The 18941-nt window shown below is 48.9% G+C and carries 12 protein-coding genes and 1 tRNA gene; 5 read left to right on the top strand and 8 right to left on the bottom strand.

Features of this window, described 5'->3' with window-relative positions:
- Positions 1-2568, bottom strand: a complete 2568-nt coding sequence (gene leuS, locus JJD41_RS13290) for a leucine--tRNA ligase (protein WP_200666626.1) — start codon at positions 2566-2568, stop codon at positions 1-3.
- Positions 2569-2769: 201 nt separating this feature from the next.
- Here leuS and JJD41_RS24820 point away from each other — a divergent pair, with 201 nt between their 5' ends.
- Entirely contained in the window at positions 2770-2982 is a 213-nt protein-coding gene (locus JJD41_RS24820; protein ID WP_370583835.1) for a helix-turn-helix domain-containing protein, read from the top strand.
- Positions 2983-3012: 30 nt separating this feature from the next.
- Here the strand turns inward: JJD41_RS24820 and JJD41_RS13300 are convergent, their stop codons facing one another.
- Positions 3013-4290 (bottom strand): RNA-guided endonuclease InsQ/TnpB family protein, encoded by a 1278-nt coding sequence (locus tag JJD41_RS13300; protein WP_200666628.1) that lies wholly within the window; start codon positions 4288-4290, stop codon positions 3013-3015.
- Between the two features lie 382 nt (positions 4291-4672).
- Here JJD41_RS13300 and hisF point away from each other — a divergent pair, with 382 nt between their 5' ends.
- The 4 genes from hisF to speD all read left to right on the top strand — a co-directional run bounded on the left by hisF (position 4673) and on the right by speD (position 7252).
- Positions 4673-5440, top strand: coding sequence for an imidazole glycerol phosphate synthase subunit HisF (gene hisF / locus JJD41_RS13305; protein WP_200666630.1), 768 nt, complete (start codon positions 4673-4675; stop codon positions 5438-5440).
- A 254-nt stretch (positions 5441-5694) separates the two neighbouring features.
- Positions 5695-6027, top strand: coding sequence for a hypothetical protein (locus JJD41_RS25730; protein ID WP_370583809.1), 333 nt, complete (start codon positions 5695-5697; stop codon positions 6025-6027).
- 129 nt (positions 6028-6156) lie between these two features.
- Positions 6157-6229 (top strand) — tRNA-Ala (locus JJD41_RS13315).
- Between the two features lie 657 nt (positions 6230-6886).
- A complete protein-coding gene (gene speD / locus JJD41_RS13320) occupies positions 6887-7252 on the top strand; it encodes an adenosylmethionine decarboxylase (RefSeq protein WP_200666632.1) in 366 nt (121 codons plus the stop codon).
- Between the two features lie 246 nt (positions 7253-7498).
- On the opposite strand, the gene JJD41_RS13325 is transcribed toward speD, so the two are convergent.
- From JJD41_RS13325 to JJD41_RS13350, 6 genes are all read right to left on the bottom strand, one after another.
- Positions 7499-9079 (bottom strand): VanZ family protein, encoded by a 1581-nt coding sequence (locus JJD41_RS13325; protein WP_200666634.1) that lies wholly within the window; start codon positions 9077-9079, stop codon positions 7499-7501.
- 20 nt (positions 9080-9099) lie between these two features.
- Complete coding sequence (lhgO, locus tag JJD41_RS13330; protein WP_200666636.1) at positions 9100-10320, bottom strand: L-2-hydroxyglutarate oxidase; 1221 nt, start codon at positions 10318-10320, stop codon at positions 9100-9102.
- Positions 10321-10491: 171 nt separating this feature from the next.
- On the bottom strand, positions 10492-11451 hold the full coding sequence (locus tag JJD41_RS13335; RefSeq protein WP_200666638.1) for a glycosyltransferase family 2 protein: 960 nt from the start codon (positions 11449-11451) through the stop codon (positions 10492-10494).
- A gap of 42 nt (positions 11452-11493) precedes the next feature.
- Positions 11494-12537: a glycosyltransferase gene (locus JJD41_RS13340; protein WP_200666640.1), complete on the bottom strand. Its 1044-nt coding sequence runs from the start codon at positions 12535-12537 to the stop codon at positions 11494-11496.
- A gap of 193 nt (positions 12538-12730) precedes the next feature.
- Positions 12731-13957: a class I SAM-dependent methyltransferase gene (locus JJD41_RS13345; RefSeq protein WP_200666642.1), complete on the bottom strand. Its 1227-nt coding sequence runs from the start codon at positions 13955-13957 to the stop codon at positions 12731-12733.
- 160 nt (positions 13958-14117) lie between these two features.
- Positions 14118-18767, bottom strand: coding sequence for a malectin domain-containing carbohydrate-binding protein (locus JJD41_RS13350; protein ID WP_200666644.1), 4650 nt, complete (start codon positions 18765-18767; stop codon positions 14118-14120).
- Between the last annotated feature and the right edge of the window lie 174 nt (positions 18768-18941).

Below are 18941 nucleotides of genomic sequence, written 5' to 3' on the forward strand. Positions count from 1 at the left end.
TTACTTAGCCATGACAAAATTGACCAACTTACCGGGAACCACAATCACTTTTTTAATCTCTTTCCCGGCAATCCAACGTTGGGCCACTTCCGAATCGCGGGCGCACTGTTCCAGGGTCGCCTTATCCGCTTGCGCCGAAACCTGAATCGTTCCGCGCGTTTTACCCATCACTTGAATCACTAACGTAATTTCATCCACTTCTAGGGCAGCTTCGTCCACCTCGGGCCACGATTGGGCGTGAACCGACCCCTTACAGGAGATCGCCTCCCACAACTCCTCCGCCACGTGGGGTGCAAACGGCGCCAGCAATAAAATCAACGTCTCGATGCCTTCGCGATAGACCGCCGACTGGGTGCAACCCGCCTCCGTCAACGCATTACTCAGTTTCATCAACTCGGAAATCGCCGTATTGAACTGATACTGACCGTCCATATCCTCGGTCACTTCGCGAATCGCCGTATGGATGGCGCGACGCAAATCTTTTTCCGCCTTACTCAACGACTTCCCACGCTTCGGTTTCGGCGCCCCCACCGCGACGAACTCGCCGACCAAACGCCAGATGCGATTTAAGAAGCGGAATTGCCCCTCGACATCGGCATCGTCCCATTCCAAATCTTTCTCCGGCGGCGCTTTGAACAAGATAAACAAGCGGGCCGTATCGGCGCCGTATTTGTCCATCACCGCCAACGGATCGACCCCATTATATTTGGATTTGGACATTTTCTCGTAAAAAACTTCGAGATCTTCCCCGGTTTCTGGATCTTTGGGAGCTTTTGGATCGGGGATTTGGGTCGGAGGGATATATTTACCCGTGCGCGGATTTTTGTAAGTCATCCCCTGAACCATGCCTTGAGTGAGCAGGCGTTGGAACGGTTCGCCGACGTCGAGTAAACCGCGATCGCGCAACACTTTCGTAAAAAAGCGCGAGTAGAGTAAATGCAAAATCGCGTGTTCGATCCCGCCGATATACTGGTCTACAGGCATCCAGCCATTGACCTTATCGGTATCGAACACCTTTTCGCTATTTTGGGCGTCGGTATAGCGCAAGAAGTACCACGAAGAATCGATAAACGTATCCATCGTGTCCGTTTCCCGTTTCGCCGGAGTGCCGCAACTCGGACAGGGAACGTTCACCCACTCGTCCAAGCTCGCCAACGGCGACGGACCGCGACCGCTAAATTTGACATTTTCCGGCAAAGTCACGGGTAAATCGGCCTCGGGGACGGGAACCGTGCCACATTTGGGGCAGTGAATCACCGGAATCGGGGTTCCCCAATAACGCTGGCGGGAAATCAACCAATCTCTAAGGCGATATTGAATGCGGGCTTTGCCGAATCCTTTTTGTTCGGCATATTTGATGATTTCTTCTTTACCTCGGGTCGATTCCATCCCGTCGAAGCGATCGGAATTGACCATAATGCCGGGTTCGGTATACGCCTGTTTTAATTCCGCTTTTTCGTCCGCCGCATCCGCTTGGACGATGACTTGCCGGATCGGCAGTTGGTTTTCCCGGGCAAATTTGAAGTCTCGCACGTCGTGAGCGGGAACGCCCATGACCGCACCCGTACCGTATTCGTAGAGGACGTAATCGGCAATCCAAATCGGGATTTGTTCTCCGGTGAAGGGGTTAATCGCCGTGCCCCCGGTGGGAATGCCCCGTTTCGGTTTATTTTCGGCGGTCCGTTCTAACTCGCTTTCGGCGCTCACTTCTTGGATGAAGGCGTCTACTGCCCCTTGGCGATCGCGGGTCGTGACCTGGGCCGTGAGGGGGTGTTCCGGGGCTAAAACGACGTAGGTGACGCCGTAAACCGTATCGGGACGGGTGGTGAACACGGCGATCTTTTCGTCCATCCCGACGATCGGAAATTCTAAGTAAGCCCCGGTGGATTTGCCGATCCAGTTGGCTTGCATCAGTTTGACTCGTTCGGGCCAACCGTCGAGGCGATCGAGGTCTTGTAAGAGTTCTTCTGCGTAGTCGGTAATTTTTAAGAACCACTGGCGCAATAGTTTGCGTTCGACTTTGGCGCCCGATCGCCAGGAACGGCCTTCGTTATCGACTTGTTCGTTGGCGAGCACGGTTTGGTCGATCGGGTCCCAGTTGACGGCGGCTTCGCGTTGGTAGGCCAATCCGGCTTGATAGAATTGGAGAAACAGCCATTGGGTCCATCGGTAATAGTCCGGGGAACAGGTGGCGAGTTCCCGGTCCCAGTTGAAGGAAATCCCGAGTTTTTGCAATTGCCCTTTCATTTGGGCGATGTTTTGATAGGTCCATTGGGCCGGATGGATACCGCGTTCGATCGCCGCGTTTTCGGCGGGCAAGCCGAAGGCGTCCCAGCCCATCGGATTGAGGACACGATAGCCTTGCATCCGCTTGAGTCGGGCGATTGCGTCGGGGATGGTATACACCCGAACGTGACCCATGTGCAGGTTTCCGGAGGGGTAGGGGAACATCGACAAGACGTAGAATTTCGGGCGTTCCTCCGTTGCTTCGGCCCGGTACAAGCCTTGCTCGTTCCAGGTGGTTTGCCATTTTTGCTCGATGGCGGTGGGGTTGTACTGAGACTCCACGGAAGTTACTCCTACACTGAATGCGAATCGTGTCTGCTAGGTTATTTTGACATATCAAAAACATGGCGGGGGAAAACCTCGTCCCTTCAGCTTCACTCAGGACAGGGGTTCTACGAGGAGGACGTGCCTTGCGCCTTAACTTTCACTTTATCATTTCCAGGAGGGGGTGCTAACTTGACTGACAAGAGTGGTGAGAGCTGGGTGTTAAAAGCGTACAAATTCCGCATCTATCCAACGTCGGAACAAAAGGTCTTACTAGCGAAGTCCTTCGGCTGTTCCCGTTGGTTTTTTAATTGGGCGCTTCAAATCTGTTACTGTTTCCATAACCGGATATCAATGCAGCCATCAATATCCGAGATGAAGGTTTACAAATTTTGGCGGGAGGGTATCTCGCGATCGCTTCGCCGAGATTGAGTAAGAGTGACGTACTCCCGACGCCGACCGCTAAGCAGTACGGCGCGGGCTTCTCCTCCCGTTACGGGATTCGCGTTCGATCGTGAGGCGAACGCCCAACCCCACTTTTTTGATGAGTAACCCAGAATTGAGATCTCGCGCCATGGACGCCTTGCAATCAGGGCATTCATGCCAGCGATCGGACAATTCCTTCGGCACTCGGTTCAGACACATTGCACAATGTTGGGATGTGCCAGCCGGATGAACCTTCACAACCCGCTTACCAGCTCTTTCAGCCACGTAAGGCAGTACATCGTTCAGGAACCCAGCTATCCCAGCATCAGCAACACTTTTATTCAAGCCCGACTTGGCTGCTTGCCCGTTAGGGAGAAATGTTCCGTCCTCCCCCGGCTTCGGCTGATGTCGTCGGGACATCTTAGAAACTTTCAGAGCTTCGACAAAGATGACTTCCGCTCGATCTATTAACTCTCGAGCCGTTTCAAAATGCCACTGCTTCCGTTGCCGTGCAATGCGTTGGTGCAACTTGGCAATACGCTCATTCAGCTTACGGCGCGGCTTTGAACCTTTAGCCCTGGCGTCTCGCTTTCCCTGGAGCTTAGCTAATTTGTCTTCAGATTGGCGGTAAAACTTTGGCGGTTGCTTGGTTGAAGCATCAGAGCAGGCGATGAAGTATTCCAGTCCGGCATCCACGCCAATGCTATTGGTTTCGGTGGGCTGGATCTCGATCGCTGGCAAGTCAGGAACGCTCTTGTCTTCGAGGGTTAATGTGACATACCAGCTGTCCGCCTTCTTGGTTACCAAAGCCCGCTTAATCGTGAATCCCTCTGGCACAAGGCGATGTTGAATCAACTTGATTTCACCCAGCTTGGGCAGGGTGACTTGATTGCCCTGGATGCAGTCTGGTTTGACTCGCGGATAAGCAAAGGTGCGATAGCGGTTCTTCCCCTTAAATCGAGGCTTACCGCTACGTTGGCCGTTCTTGTCGCCTTTGATGAACCGAGCCAATGCGAGGTCTACCCGCTTCACCATTTCTTGCAAGACATCAGCATGAAGATCGGCGTACCATTCCCGCTCCTGCTTAAGTGAGACCAGGGAGCGTTTTTGCCCGTAGTATTCGGGCTGTTCTCTGGGCTGAGCGATACTGCACACCAAAGGACAGGCATTAACAGGACATCGATTCATCTCCCACCAGTCAAAGCGATCTGCCAGCAGATAGTTGTACTGGTAGCGCAACCTATCGAGCCACTTATCCATGCGGCATCGTTGCTCGTAGGTCGGCAATAGCTTGTACTGGTAGGCTAGTTTCATGCCATCATTTTAGTAGATATAAATACGATTGCTACTTAAAAGCCAAATAAGCCTTAGAATCTCGGATGTTGAAAAGGAACATTTAGACAGATATTGTAAACTTACGGAACGCAATCAAACCGACGTTTTGCGGCAATACATTAGAAGTCTGGGCGTCTCTGGGGCATTGAACCCCATCGAAGTTGACCGCTATTCCTCCCGGCACTGTACCCGAAGGGTCAGTGCACGGCTCCTAGCGCTTAAGCTGAGCAAAGGTACTACCTTTGTTCGGCGTCCTTCCGTGAAGGAAGAATCCCCTCGCCTTTAGGCGGGGGGGTTGTCAATTAGTGTTTGCGGTTCTCAGAACGCCGTTCTTTCAGCCACCCATTTTCTGCGATTTCCTATGCTTGCCAAACGAATCTTACCTTGTTTAGATGTCAAAGCGGGTCGCGTCGTTAAGGGCGTGAATTTTGTCAACCTTAAAGATGCGGGCGATCCGGTCGAACTGGCTCAGGTTTACAATCAAGCCGGAGCTGACGAGTTGGTTTTTCTCGATATTACTGCCACCCACGAAGACCGCGATATTATTTACGATGTGGTTTACCGGACTGCCGAACAGGTGTTTATTCCCCTCACGGTCGGCGGCGGCATCCAATCCTTAGAGACCATTAAGAAATTGTTACGCGCCGGGGCCGATAAAGTCAGTATCAACTCGGCGGCGGTGCGCGATCCGGAGTTTGTCAACCGCGCCAGCGAGCGTTTTGGCAATCAGTGTATTGTGGTGGCGATCGACGCGCGCCGTCGCACGGAGGAGCAAAATCCCGGTTGGGACGTGTACGTGCGCGGCGGTCGCGAAAATACGGGCATCGACGCGATCGCCTGGGCGAAAGAGGTCGAAGCCCGGGGCGCCGGAGAACTGTTGGTGACCAGCATGGATGCGGACGGCACCCAAGCGGGATACGATTTGGAGTTAACGCGCACGATCGCCGAACAAGTCCAAATTCCGGTGATTGCATCCGGCGGCGCCGGAAACTGCGAGCATATTTACGAAGCGCTCACCGACGGTCGCGCCGAAGCGGCTTTACTGGCGTCGCTGCTGCACTACGGTCAACTCAGCGTCGGTGAAATTAAGACGTATTTAGGCGATCGCCAGATCCCCGTCCGCCATTAATCCTCAACCCCTCAACCCCAAGCGAATCGGTATCGTCGGCTGCGACGGTCGGTGAACTGTAAAGGAAACCTGAAGCTTTTCTCAGCTCGGCGGCGCGATCGCCCGCGAACCGATTCGCCAATTTTATCGATTTTCTAACCCCTACTATAAATTCTTATGGGGTTAATCTTTAGAGAAATTTTGCTATCCCTCCCGAACCTTATTCTGAGTCAATGTTAAAATATGTAAAGTCTTAGGCCCTTATATGTAAAGTTATGATTTTCATCCTCATAATTGTTATTGCCTTAGTGGCCTGGTCTTTACACTTGATGCAGGAAGCCTTTGACCAAAACGAGTTTTCCTTGATGTTGGCAGGCACCTTAGTCGCGATGGCGGCAGCAGCGATGATGGCCGTTTACTTCCTGATGGGCGACTATATGCTATACGTCCAGGAAATGGCCAATCGCAATTTAGTAGACCAAACCCCCGAATTGGTCAACGCGATCGGGATCGACCCGTGGAGCAACCTCGGCGCGGGGGGACAAGCCTATATGGACTTCGATCCGCGTTCCCTCGATCTCGAACCCTATGCCATCCTTTTACCGTGAACTCCCCGGCACCCTCCAACCCTAGGCGTGCTTTGGCTTTTGCGCGATCGATATAAAGACAGAAAAAAAATTTTTTCCAAATGCTTGACGAATTTTGTAAGGTCGTGCCAATATAGTAAAGCGCCTGACGGGGCTATAGCTCAGTTGGTAGAGCACCTCAATGGCATTGAGGGGGCCAGCGGTTCGAGTCCGCTTAGCTCCATAACAAAATATCAAGCGCAAAAGCCCTAGGTTTTCAAACCCGGGGCTTTTTTAGCTCGTGGGGACATTGAGAGCCGCCGCGCGATCGCCTCCGGCGGCCTTTTAACGATCTCAAGGTCGAGGGTGGCGATCGCGAGCCATCCAGCCAAGTTGTCACCAATTGTCAAGCGCTATACTTGCGACAAGGCTCGCTGTATTATTTAGCTCATTTCCTCCACATCCTCACCGGACTCTAGCTTGCTTGAAGCAAAGCAGTAGCCACGGCGATTCCTGAACCTCACGATTTAGGTTTCTGTTTCATTGCAACCGCCTCCACCCTTAAAGAGTTTTATGGCCTTACGTTCGCTCCACCGACTATCCCCGCAAGTCCGGCAGTTCTTATGTGTTGAAATCTCCAACAGAAAATTGCAATTTTTAGGTAGATCCTCGGGTTAAAACTTAAACAGTTTATACTTTTTATTGCCCTATCCTCAATTCCTGAGTCTACCGAGCTTTCTGCGCCCCTGGTTGCCACCAGATTTCGTCACGTTTAGGCTTTCTCTTACGTCTGCGTCACGGATGGGTCTGTTAACCATTGCTATAGTACCATAAAGCCGTCCTAGAAAGCTTGCCCTGAGCTAAGTCGAAGAGACGGGGTTTCAGACCCAAAATTTTGATGATGAAACAAATTGGTATTCATTTAATTATAGATGCCTGGAACTGTCCCACTCATTTACTCGACGATCCCGATCTCATTCGCCACGCTTTAATTGAAGCCGTCGCCGCCGGAGGCGTCACCCTGATTAACTTGTGCGTCCATCAATTCAGTCCCCATGGGGTCACCGCCACCGCTACCCTCGCCGAATCTCATATTGCCTTGCATACTTGGCCTGAATTTGGCTATTTCGCTGCCGATTTATTCTTTTGTGGCAGTGGCAATCCACAACAAGCCATGCATTTACTCAAAACCGCCCTCAAAGCCGAACAAATGAGTGTTAGAGAAATTAAAAGGGGCTTAAATTTTACCGATCGGTTGACCGGGTGACCTCCTCGCGATTCCCTGTTTTCAGCTAGGGATTATCCAGTTTCCACCCCATCGAAAACATACCAAAAACGCATTAAAAAAGGTCGGTTCTAAGGGTTCAGATCCCAGGGTAAACGCATCAAAATCAAGTAAGAGCCATGTTCTGCATCGGAATCCGGGAAAGCATAGCTAAGAATGTCAAGCAGGAAGGAGTTGTCCAGCCTAGCACGATAACGCTTCATCTTAAATCTATGATTTTTTAGAGGTTTAACTAACTTGAAGGGAGCGCGATCTAAGATATTTTATCACTCCCAAAACTGCTAAACTCGCGATCGCCCAACTCCACAACAGGAGATCGCCCGCCATGGCAGTCCCGCGAATGCGACTTAACAGAAATTCCAGCAAAAACCCCGGCAAAATTGTTCCAAAAAGAATTAGCAAACGAGCGATCGAAGGGCGATCGCGGGATACTAGGTATCCAATCGTTGCCGCCAAACTTCCCAGGGGAATAAAAACTACACTGTAATAGAAAATGCAATAAACGATCGCATTTGGTGCATCTAAGCGTAAAACTGACTCTTCAAAGTTTAATAATAAATAGCGAAATAAAATAAAATCTGGAGTTAAACGAATTTCAGAGAAAGGCGTTGGGCGATCGCGATAAAACGCTAAATTTGCGCCATCGTAAGCGATCAGTAAGCGATGAAATTGGCGATCGCGAAAAAAATTGGGAACGACAAATTCCGGATTCATTCCATTGCGTCCGGTGATTGGCGTTCGCAACCGAAATACCAGATCGTTTCCCTCTTGTCCCAGGGTCAAATTGCGCTCAAATGGCGTTTTTGATAGGGAAACAATACGCGCCGGACCGCTTTGTCGATCTTCGAGGGTAGCTAAAGTCAAGATCGAGCTAAACTGATGCTGTTGACGGAGAATTTTTATCAAGTTTTTTGCCGATCCTTGCGTTTGTAACCAGCGATCGCGACCCAACTTTAACACGCCGTCTTTTTCGGGCTTTAATGATTCTGCTGGGGTCAACAAGGGCAGTGAAATTTCATCGCGACTTTGCCAAGGATTGGGGCGATCGAACTGATAAGAAATTAGCCAAGATGATGAATTGAGTGAAAATTTAGATTCTTGTTGAAATAGGGTATTGATTTCTGTGTCGGACAAGGCGCGATCGGCGATCGCCAATTGAGAGATTGAACCGTTCCACGGGCGATCGCCCGTCGCTTCATTGCCAATAATTAAGGGATAATCTGTATTCCAGTTACTCAGATTGGTCGTCGTCTGAACTGCACTGGAGATGATTAAAATAATTAGAAAATATCCCCAATAAATAAAACTTAAATTTTTAACCGTACTTCCTCGCCGAATTCGACGCAGGATCCGGGCGATCGCCTGCGCTAATTGGAATCGCCAATGGCAAAATGTAAAATATCCCAATCCCGATCCGATCGTGTTGGTTAAAATGTCCGTTCCCGTGGGATGTCGGGACGGTAAAAAGGCTTGCAACGTTTCAATACTAGACGAGAAAAAAGCACTACCAATTAAGATTAAACTCAACTGAATGCAACGGTTTAACTGGGTTTTTGCTAGCAACCCACTTGCGCCGAATCCTAGGGGTAGAAATAAGATTAAATTTTCAACTAAATCTTTAAATGCCGTTTGTCGAGAAGGAGCTAAATGGAAGCTGTCTAATAAATTTGCCAGTGAGAAGCGATCGGGTAGGTAAAAATCGAAAGGAAATAAAGTGGCGATCGCCACGAAAAGAAAGCCACCAATAAAAATTGGCAAAGCCGCTTTTTCTAGTCTATGATTCCAATTGAGTTGGGGGCGATCGCTCATCAGCTTCATCTCAAGTTGGTTTATACCGATAAATGCATTTGATTTGCCGTTCTGAGACGGTCTCGGACGCGATCGGCGATCGCTTTTCCGATTTCTAAAGAAGCCGTCGCCGCCGGAGAAGGGGCGTTACAAACATGCATCGCCCGTTCTCCATCGACGATTAAAAAATCATCGACCAACATCCCGTCATTCATCAAAGCTTGAGCCCGAACTCCCGCATGAGTTGGAATCACATCATCCGCCTGAACTTCCGGAATTAACCGTTGCAAACTGCGAACGAAAACAGTTTTACTCAGCGATCGCACAATTTCTTTCACCCCTTCATTGCCATATTTTGCCGCCAGTTTCCACAATCCCGGATAAGTCATAATTTCGACAAAATCTTGCCAGTCAAAATCGGTTTTTCGATACCCTTCCCGTTTGAAACTGAGGACCGCATTCGGTCCGGCGTGAACCGACCCGTCAATCGCCCGAGTGAAGTGAACCCCGAGGAAGGGAAAATCAGGGTTGGGAACGGGATAAATGAGGTTTTTAACCAAATATCGTTTTTCTGGTTTTAATTCGTAATATTCACCGCGAAAGGGAATGATTTTAGCTTGGGGATCGACCCCTTCCAAAAGAGCGATGCGATCGCTGTGCAGTCCCGCACAATTAATCGCGAACCGCGTCGAAAATTCACCCGCATTCGTCTGGATAACTAATTCCCCGCTTCGATGCTGAATTTGCTCGACTTTAGTATTGAGGCGCAATTCCCCGCCCCGATTTTGAACCAATTCGACATATTTTTGACAGACGCCGCGATAGTCTACAATTCCCGTCGATTCGACCCGAATCCCCGCCAAAGAATTGACGTAAGGTTCGATCTCTTTCACTTCTTCTCCGGAAATTTTGGCAACGGGAATACCATTGTCTAAACCCCGTTGGTAAAGTTTATCTAACAACGGCAATTCTTTCGCTTCGGTCGCGACGATGACTTTACCGCAAACTTCGTAATTGATGCCGTGTTCTTGGCAAAACTCGACCATGGAACGTTGACCGTCGCGGCAGAATTTTGCTTTGAAGCTACCGGGTTTGTAATAAATTCCCGAGTGAATGACGCCGCTATTATTTCCCGTTTGATGAAATGCCCATTCTTCCTCTTTTTCGAGGACGAGAATCTTGGCATCTGGGTAAGTCTGGGTTAAATGGAGGGCGGCAGAAAGTCCGACAATACCACCCCCAATAATTGTAAAATCGTACATTGATGCTTACCTCGTTTGTTATCGCTGAAAGTTAAATGAAATCAAATGAAATTAAATCAAACCTTTTTAAAATTGACGGCGATCGCCGATCTAGGATCTAGTTGATTGGACACGGGTATTTCAAAAAGATTTCAAAAAGATTTCAAAGACTTTTAAGCGATCGCCGTTAATTTAATTTTTGATATTTGCGGTATTGCGTTGTTTTTGATATTCTAAATAATCCAGAACTGACATTTTAACTTCTCGTCCCATTTTCCTCCATCCCATCGGAGAAAACAACAACCATCTTCGCAATTCTAAATAACATAAGACTTTTTCACTCCAGCTTAAATTTACGCGATCGATCGCCCGAAGAAAGTGACCGAACCGTTCCCAAGTTGGTAGGGTTACCCGCTTATTCGTAGGGTCGAACCAAGCGGCCCGTTCGGACGCACTCCGATGAGCTTTAACGGATTGTCCGGCATGTTCTCGGCGGAGAAAAAGGTATTCGGGAATTTCAAAAAATTCCCCCCAGAGAGCGAGTTCGCTCAATAAGGTTAAATCCGATGCATTATAGTTGCCAATTAAAGGAGTTTTTCGTAAAATTTCCGTTCTTATTACTCCCCAAATTGGACTAATTTTAGAACAGCCTTGCGGACCACTCCGATAAAGAACATCTAAATATTGACCGTAGCGTTGATGGGGTTTGGATTGTCTTAAATTTAAGTCGTCAGTATAGTCCGGTCGAATCAATTCCCCTCGTTCGTCAATGAAACGAGTTCGGGGATAAGCGAGGACGACAGAGGGATAGCGGTCGAGGATTTCCACGCAACGTTCGAGATATTCAGGTTGACAAATATCGTCGTGGGCTGCCCATTTAAAATATTCACTTCGATCGACTTCAAAGGCATAGTTATAATTCCATGCTGCTCCCCGATTGACCTCATGACGGTGGTAGTCAATTCGCGAATTTCGGGCGGCATAGTCCTGACAAATTTGTTGGGTTTTATCCGTAGAACCGTTATCGGAAATAACGAGTTTAAAATTCGTATAAGTTTGTGACAGTAACCCTTTTAAAGAGTCTTCTAAAAAATCATCGCCGTTGTAAACAGGTAAGCCAACAATTAAGCGAGGGAGGCGATCGCAACTCATAACACCATCCTTAATGATACAGCATCCTTAATTACCGATCTTTTAAGAAATTTTAAGTTTTTGAATTAAATTTCCAGCTTTACTACTAATTTCTTTAGCACTCCTTTCTAGTTTATTTTGAATCAAAATTAAGTAATTATTTTTGAAAAATTGCTGTCTGGCAGATTCCGACTCGGAACACCAGGCTTCGTATGTGGGGATTGCAACAGTTTCGATCGCCTCGATCCAACGTTCGGTGAGATGCTTGGGTTCGGTTTCTTGGGCTCTTTTTTTGCCATTCTCAATAATGGCTTTGCGCCATGATAAATCATCTCGCAATCGCTCGATCGCCGTTAACAATTCTTCTACAGAAGCTACCTCGATATAGTCGAGTTCGCTCTGACGTTCGGCCCGATAAGCGGACTCATATCCGAGAATGGCGGGGACTCCTGCGTGCCAAGCTCCGTACAGTTTGGTAGCGGGTTTGCGAAGATATTCTTCCCGTTTTTTAAAACTGCGAACGGCCACAAATAAATCAATTTGTGAATAATCATTCCAGCGATATTGCTGGTTTGTATGTTCGGTATTGATGGTGCAGTTTTTCAAGCCGAGTTGATTTAACTTTTCTTGATAAGAAGGCTCTAAAAGTTCGGGAGCCAGTTGTTTTTCAACCCCAAAATATCCCAGATTTTCAAATCGATCGCCCCGGTTGGGATCCCGTGGAATTAATCCGGGTTGGGGCCAGTGGGGTAGAAAATATTTACTGCCAAACTTGTTGGAGCTTCTTACAACTTGTTTGGGATTTTGTACGACGTGCAGTTGTGCGTAAGGATGGGGAAAGCGATCGGCTTGCAGACAGACTAAAAGGAGGTGCGAACTGGGTTGAAAACCATCATCTAAATAATCCCGGTGGGTAAAAACAATCCCCTTTGATGGCATTCGATCGACCAGTTCGCATCCAAACCCATAACTTTTCAGGCGGCAATAAGTTTGCAACGTCCAATTGTACGGCCCTACAATAAAGATATCCCAATGGCGATCGACATCTTCCGGAATGGTTTCAGGCCAACAGGATTTAGGGATGTAAAAGTAAATTGGATATTGCATTCTTCAGCCAATGTCTACAACAAACGGGAGGGGCGATCGCCTAAATCTCGATCGTTATACAGCAGTTTTCGCTGTTGGGCGGTACATTTCGATCCCCCTAAATCCCCCTTAAAAAGGGGGACTTTCACTGCCCTCCTTTTTAAGGGGGGTTGGGGGGATCTTCACCTCTTGTACCTCATGACAGCGCCAATTGCTATAAGGCCATCAGTTCGGCACGAACTCCCATATTATCTAGCATTTCTTGAATTTCATTGCAATAAATAGCATTCATCACGACGATCGCGTCGGGTTGATAGTCTTTTAAAAACTCCGGAGAGACGATCGATTTGCCCACGCCTGGAATGAATTTACCGTGTCGGTGGGGATTGATATCGACGACGTACTGAATTTTATCCAAGGTGTCTAAAGTTGTCAGAAAAGCGACACATTTGGAACCCGATCCCCAGACGACGACTTTTTTATTTTCGGCTTGCAGTTGCGACAGGCGATCGCGCCAAATATCAAGTTTTTCTTGAATGTGACTGGCAAAATATTGGACTTGTTGGGTGAGGTCTTCTAGACTCTCTTCAAAAGAATGAACTTTTTCCGATTTTGATTCGGCAATGGGGAGAGCTTCAATCATCAAATATTGATCGCCATAATCTCGATACAAATCGGTGACCTCGAAACCGGAATTCCGAAAGAGTCGGGCGAGAGAACCCGGGGTAAAATAGGAACAATGCTCGTAATAAATATCTTCAAAAGCAAGTTCTTTGAGTACGCGAATGGTATCGGGAATCTCAAAAAATACGGGAATATCGGTGCGATCGCCGATCGAACGCCGGACGATTTTAATAAATTCAGAGGTCGGTTGAATGTGTTCGAGGGTGTGGCGACAGCAAATGAAATCACCGACATACTCGGCGTGTTTCTCTTGATAGTAATCTTGAATGAAGGTAATGCGATCGGCGGCTTCACTTTGCACTCGTCCGGGAACGACGCTCGGATCGATTCCCACTCCTCGGTTGTTGCCACGTTCGCAGAGTAAAATCAGAAAATCGCCTTTGCTACAACCAATTTCGAGAATGTTTTTATGATGTAAATCGTATTTTTCAATCAGGCGATCGGCGAGCTGAATGGCAAATTTATTAAAGGTTGGCGAAAAGCTTTGTTGATCTTCGTAATTGGGAGCGTAAGCCGACCACTTCGAGTCAAATTTTAAATTGGTAATAAACCCACACCGATCGCAAAAAGCGAGCAGGACATCTCCACAAGGAAAATTCAAGGCTTCTGCCTCATTCGGCATCATCAAACAACTGTGAACGGGAACCTTTTTGACTTCGTAAAAGGTCGATAAATGGGAATGACCGCAATTCGGACAAGTCTGTTCGATCCGGCGATCGCCAGAGTAGAGATCGGTGCTGATTTTAGTTTGAGTCATCTTAAATTCCTAGTTTTGCTAAACTTGCTCAAAAACGGAAGCTTGAAACGCCGAAAATGTTAAAAAAAGTTGAAGCCGATCGCGCCGTGAAACTTGAGGAGCTGTCCCCAACCTTAAAATAGCGAGAATGGAGGCGCGATCGGTTCGGATTTGTACTCGTTTATACGAATTGAAACGCGCTCGAGGCTAAATTGAGATTCGTTTCGTTTTCGATAATAGCAATGAGTTCGGCTTCGGCGCTAGTCTGACGGAAAATTGCGGTTCCGGTCAGCAATCCTTCCGGCGAATTTCCTAATTGATAGTCACTGGCGCTACCATGCAAGCGAATCACGTCGGATTGAGGAGAAAAGTCCTTAATGACGGCGTAATCTTGCAGCCCACTTTCTAAAGCGATGCCATCGTCGTAGTAAGCTGTTGTCGCATCTCCTAACATAAAAGTATCGTATCCGCCAAGTCCGGTGAGTTCGTCAATTTCACCCCGTCCGGGGTCGGCGATCGTCGGATCGACGCCGAAAATTTTGTTGTTGCCAAATCCTCCCGAAACTAAATTGTTTTGTCCCGTTCCGGCAGCTAAAACTTCAATTCCTTGAATAAAGGCATTGCTGGCGCTGGACTTGAAGTTCACATCGAGAACCCCATCACTGACTTGAATATCTTCGATCGTTTTAATTAACAGGGTATCCATCCCGACTTCAGTCCAGACATCGAAATCATCGAAGATTAATTGACCTTCTACGGTAATATCAAAAACCCTTCCTCCGGCTTGGTTAAAGAAGTTTTCGATAAAACTTAAATTGAGATCGTAAGTGCCATTTTCCACGGCGATCGCATAAGAAAAGTCAGTCCCGTAACGTTCGGTGCGATCGAGTAGCGTATCTGGCGTAACGCCGACGAGTCGTTCGGAGGTGTAAGCGGTTCCCGCCACAAAGCTATTATCTGCAGACCACTTGCGGCCAAAGGTATCCGTATAATTTTCGCCTCCTGCATTGATGCGGATGGGGATGTCATTATCGACAACGTTGACGGCGATATCGGCAATTTGGTAACTGCTATAAACCGGATCGGTGCTGGTAATTTGATGGGTAATCGAATCGGTTTCACTGCCTTGAACTACAGTGTCGTCAACGGCAAAAATGTTAATGTCTCGCGGAACGTTCCAGTCCGTCGGGGTAAACGTAACGCTGGTTAGATCGACATCGGTGCGATCGCCCGTACCGATATCGACCGTGACATTTTCGGTCGGTTGAGAGGGCAAAACTAACACGTAGCGATCGCTTTTTCCTCCTTCCACGACGACGGGATCTTCCGGTTGGACGATTTCGATCGATTGGATATTGCCATAACTGACACTGGAAACTAAGTTGAGATCTAAATAACCATCGGTCACGGCCACATCTTCGATGGTTTTCATCACCAGTTTGTCTTTTGCCCCTCCCGCTTCCGTCCAAATATCGAGATCGTCGATGGCTAATTCGCCTTCGGCAAAAATATCGGAAATACGCTGTCCGGCTTGCTGGTAGTAGCTTTCGACAAACCCTAAGTTAACGTCGTAAACGCCGTTTTCCACGGGAATGTTATAGCCAAAATTGTCACCCCAGCGCTCGGTTTTATACAGGGATGTGTCCCTCGTTCCTTGAATTTTGGCCGCGTAAGAGGTGTAGGTATCGCCGCCGTTAAAGTAGGTATCCGCCAGCCAAGTTTGACCGGAACGGTCGGTGTACGCACTGCCTCCGGCGTTGATGCGAACTTCCGAATAGACGGGAGTGGGGGGGGTGTCGTCATCGACGATTTCAACATCGAGATCGGCAACGGCGAGGTTGTCATACGCCGGGTCGTTACTGGCGATCGCGTGGGACAGGGAAACGAGGCGATCGCCCTGAACCAGGGTATCGTCCACCGCAGCCAAACTCACCACTTGCGCGACATTCCAATTCTGCGGCGTGAAGACCGCACTCGACGGTTGGACACTCAGTTGAGCGTCCGGAGTGAGGGTAACGGTGACGTCGTCAGTCGGTTGGGTTGTCAACACGAGGGTGTAACTGTCCGTGGTGCCGTCTTCTCCGACGATCGTGCTGTTATTGGACTCGACGATAGTTAGGTTGGGGGTCGGATTTTGCTCGATCGCGATCGCCACCTGCGCCGTATTCGAGAACAGCCCGTCATCGTCACTGACTCGATAGCTAAAACTATCTTCCGTGGTTCCCGAACCGTCGTGGGTGTAACTGACGACCCCATTCTCATCGATCGCGATCGCCCCGTACAAAGGCGCGTCAACGATTTCCAAACTTTGCGGGAGTAACACCCCATCGCTATCGCTATCGTTGCCTAAAACATCGATAGTCGTCGAACCCGCGATCGCCACCGTCGTACTATCATTATTTGCGATCGGGGCTTGTTGAGTCGGCGAACCCGTTCCCACAGGGGTAATATTGACATCGCCAAAACTGACATCGTAATGGTGAGCCACCAACACGATCGATCCATTTTGAGGATCGGAAGAACTTCCTTCTCCTTGTAAATTCCAGTTCGTCGGTTCCGCCTGATTGGCGTCCCACACCTTCAACTTGTAATTATTGCCTTCAGCCCTCATCTTGAAGTTGTAGGTGACCCCTTCTTGGAGAGTGAAGGGGGCTTCACTCAGGGTCTTTAAGTAATTCCCCGTAATTTCCAGCCGTTCTTTATAAAACCATCCCAAAGCCCCGAGGGGATTCCAGCCCGATTTCGGCTGCCAGTTAGGCACCGGATCGTCCGTATGCCCCGTCCAGCGCATCATAATCCCGACCCCCGCCTCGGTCGCATTGCTCGGTAAATCCGTACTGTTGACCGTCACGGGTACGGTGACTTCGTAATCGTCCCAAGTCGTTTCGCCAATGGCGAGGAGGCGATCGTATCCCTGTATGCTCGTGCGAACCGTATCCCCTTCTAAATGCCACAACCCATCGACCACCTGAACCGCATCTTGGAGGTTCGATACCGCACTCCAATCGATCGCATAAGGTTCGGGCCACACCTGACCGGATTCGTAATCCACACTCACCGTTTGAGTTGAGGTGTTCCCCAGGGTGTCTGTCGCGAAAATTGTCACGAAATCGTCCGTTGCAGACCCGTCTAAATCGCTGTAAGCAATGTCAACATTGAAATCACCCAGATTTTGCAAGCGGCGATCGTCCGGTCCGAGGGATAAAGGAATGCTCGATCCGCCGTTGAGTTGGTAGCTTAACGAAGCAATCCCATCGGGATCGCTGACATTTCCTAACAGGTTGACCCAGGTTTGCGGCTGACCGATTTGACCGAACGCTTGGTTTAATCCATACCAAACATCAATAATTGGCGTTCCTAAGTTCGGTTCCTGGATACTCACATTCACCGTCGCCAGATTGGACAGGTCCCCGTCGTCGTCGGCGACAGTATAAGTAAAACTGTCTGCTGTGGTAGCCGACCCGTCGTGACTGTAAGTCACTACCCCAGTCGTGGCGTCGATGCTGACGCTTCCCGCACTCGGTTGGTCTACAATCGCGATGCTACTCGGGTCTAAGTTACCGTCGCTGTCGCTATCGTTGTCCAGAATCGCTACAGTAACTGCTTCCCCGGGTTCTAAGGTTTTGCTGTCGTCGTTGGCGATGGGGGCTTGATTCGGTAGGGGTTCGTCTTCGGGTACGATTGGCGCGGCGGTGTTGAAAAAGTAATCGATTTGTGAAGTAAATGCTGGTGAATTGCCTGCATTGCCTGCAAATGGCCCGATCGCGTTCGCCGTCAGACTGTGGCTGAAACTTCCGGCGCTATTCCAATTTTGTCCGTCTGCGGAATAACTCAGGCTCCACAGATCCCCTTGGCGGTTCAGTTTGAGGTAGTTGGCGCTTCCACTGGCGATCGTCTGGTCGAGCCTCACTTGCGAGTTGTTGTTGCTCGTGGTCGCGGCGAATAGGCGCAGGCTTTCTCCGTTGTGATAGGTGTCGAATCTCAACCAGTTGCTGCTGTCTTGTTCGACCAGGATTCCTTGCAGTTGGTAGGCTTGGCTCGGTTCGCTGGCGAATTTGACTTCAGTTTCAAAGTCGGCGTTTCCCACCCCTTGCATGACTCTCACGCTGTTGTTGCTGCTTTTCCAAGCGTCGTGGGAGCTTCCTCCTGCTACTTCCAGTTCTAGGTAGGCGTCGCTGGTTCCGGTTCCGGTGAGGCTGTAGTTGCTGTCTCCTCTCGGGTTGACGAATGTCCAGTTTGTCCCTAGGCTGCTGCTGTTGAAGTCGTCTGAGGCGAAGGGGTCGGAAAATACGAAGCGGTAACGATCGCGGACGGCTTTGGACCAGACGAGGTCAGAGATGGGCTGGCCGATCTTGAAGTCGAGATCCCAGCTTCCCCCTAACAAGTGAGAGCCGACCACTCGGGTCGAAGCGGCGATCGCCGCCTCCGTAATTTCATGCAGCCGTTCGACAAAGCGGGCGCCTCGTTCTCCGGCGGCAACGTTGCAGCCATAAAGTAAAATTGAAAGATCTGGGTGACGATTTTTCCATTGTTTGAATAAGGAGGAGTAGCGATCGAGGTTTTCCCGATTGAGGGCAAAATTTCCTAATCTTAGCTCTCCCGGTTTTCCATGGGTAACTAGATGAATTGCTTCTAGGTAATTATTCCTTTTTAAGGCGTCATCGATCTGACTAATTACACTTTTACTAGAATCTAAAATAATAACTTGAATGTTTGACGCACAGTTAGCAGTCAAAAATAAATAATCGTCAATACTCGGGTCGATAAAAGCAATTCGAGACCATGAAGAGCCAGCAAGATGTTTGTTTGTCTGTTCAAAATGACGATCCATTTCTTGTCATCCAACTAAGTAAGATACAGCCCTATCTGTGTTCAAAACCCAAGTTAGGTATTGAAAAAACAAGTTAAATACAATCAATTCCCACTTAAAATCTGGGGGTTGCCGAAAGGAACCCCTCTAGGTCGAGACCGTCACTTCAAAAAGGACGTTCTCTGACGATCTTTT

It is taken from the genome of Oxynema mangrovii CENA135 (assembly GCF_016632315.1).
Taxonomy (GTDB): domain Bacteria; phylum Cyanobacteriota; class Cyanobacteriia; order Cyanobacteriales; family Laspinemataceae; genus Oxynema; species Oxynema aestuarii.

Coding starts and splice junctions, on each gene's coding strand:
- JJD41_RS13325 (WP_200666634.1), bottom strand. CDS start 9,079: ATGAGCGATCGCCCCCAACTCAATTGGAATCATAGACTAGAAAAAGCG.
- JJD41_RS13340 (WP_200666640.1), bottom strand. CDS start 12,537: ATGCAATATCCAATTTACTTTTACATCCCTAAATCCTGTTGGCCTGAA.
- JJD41_RS13300 (WP_200666628.1), bottom strand. CDS start 4,290: ATGAAACTAGCCTACCAGTACAAGCTATTGCCGACCTACGAGCAACGA.
- JJD41_RS13335 (WP_200666638.1), bottom strand. CDS start 11,451: ATGAGTTGCGATCGCCTCCCTCGCTTAATTGTTGGCTTACCTGTTTAC.
- JJD41_RS25730 (WP_370583809.1), top strand. CDS start 5,695: ATGATTTTCATCCTCATAATTGTTATTGCCTTAGTGGCCTGGTCTTTA.
- lhgO (WP_200666636.1), bottom strand. CDS start 10,320: ATGTACGATTTTACAATTATTGGGGGTGGTATTGTCGGACTTTCTGCC.
- speD (WP_200666632.1), top strand. CDS start 6,887: ATGAAACAAATTGGTATTCATTTAATTATAGATGCCTGGAACTGTCCC.
- hisF (WP_200666630.1), top strand. CDS start 4,673: ATGCTTGCCAAACGAATCTTACCTTGTTTAGATGTCAAAGCGGGTCGC.
- JJD41_RS13350 (WP_200666644.1), bottom strand. CDS start 18,767: ATGGATCGTCATTTTGAACAGACAAACAAACATCTTGCTGGCTCTTCA.
- JJD41_RS13345 (WP_200666642.1), bottom strand. CDS start 13,957: ATGACTCAAACTAAAATCAGCACCGATCTCTACTCTGGCGATCGCCGG.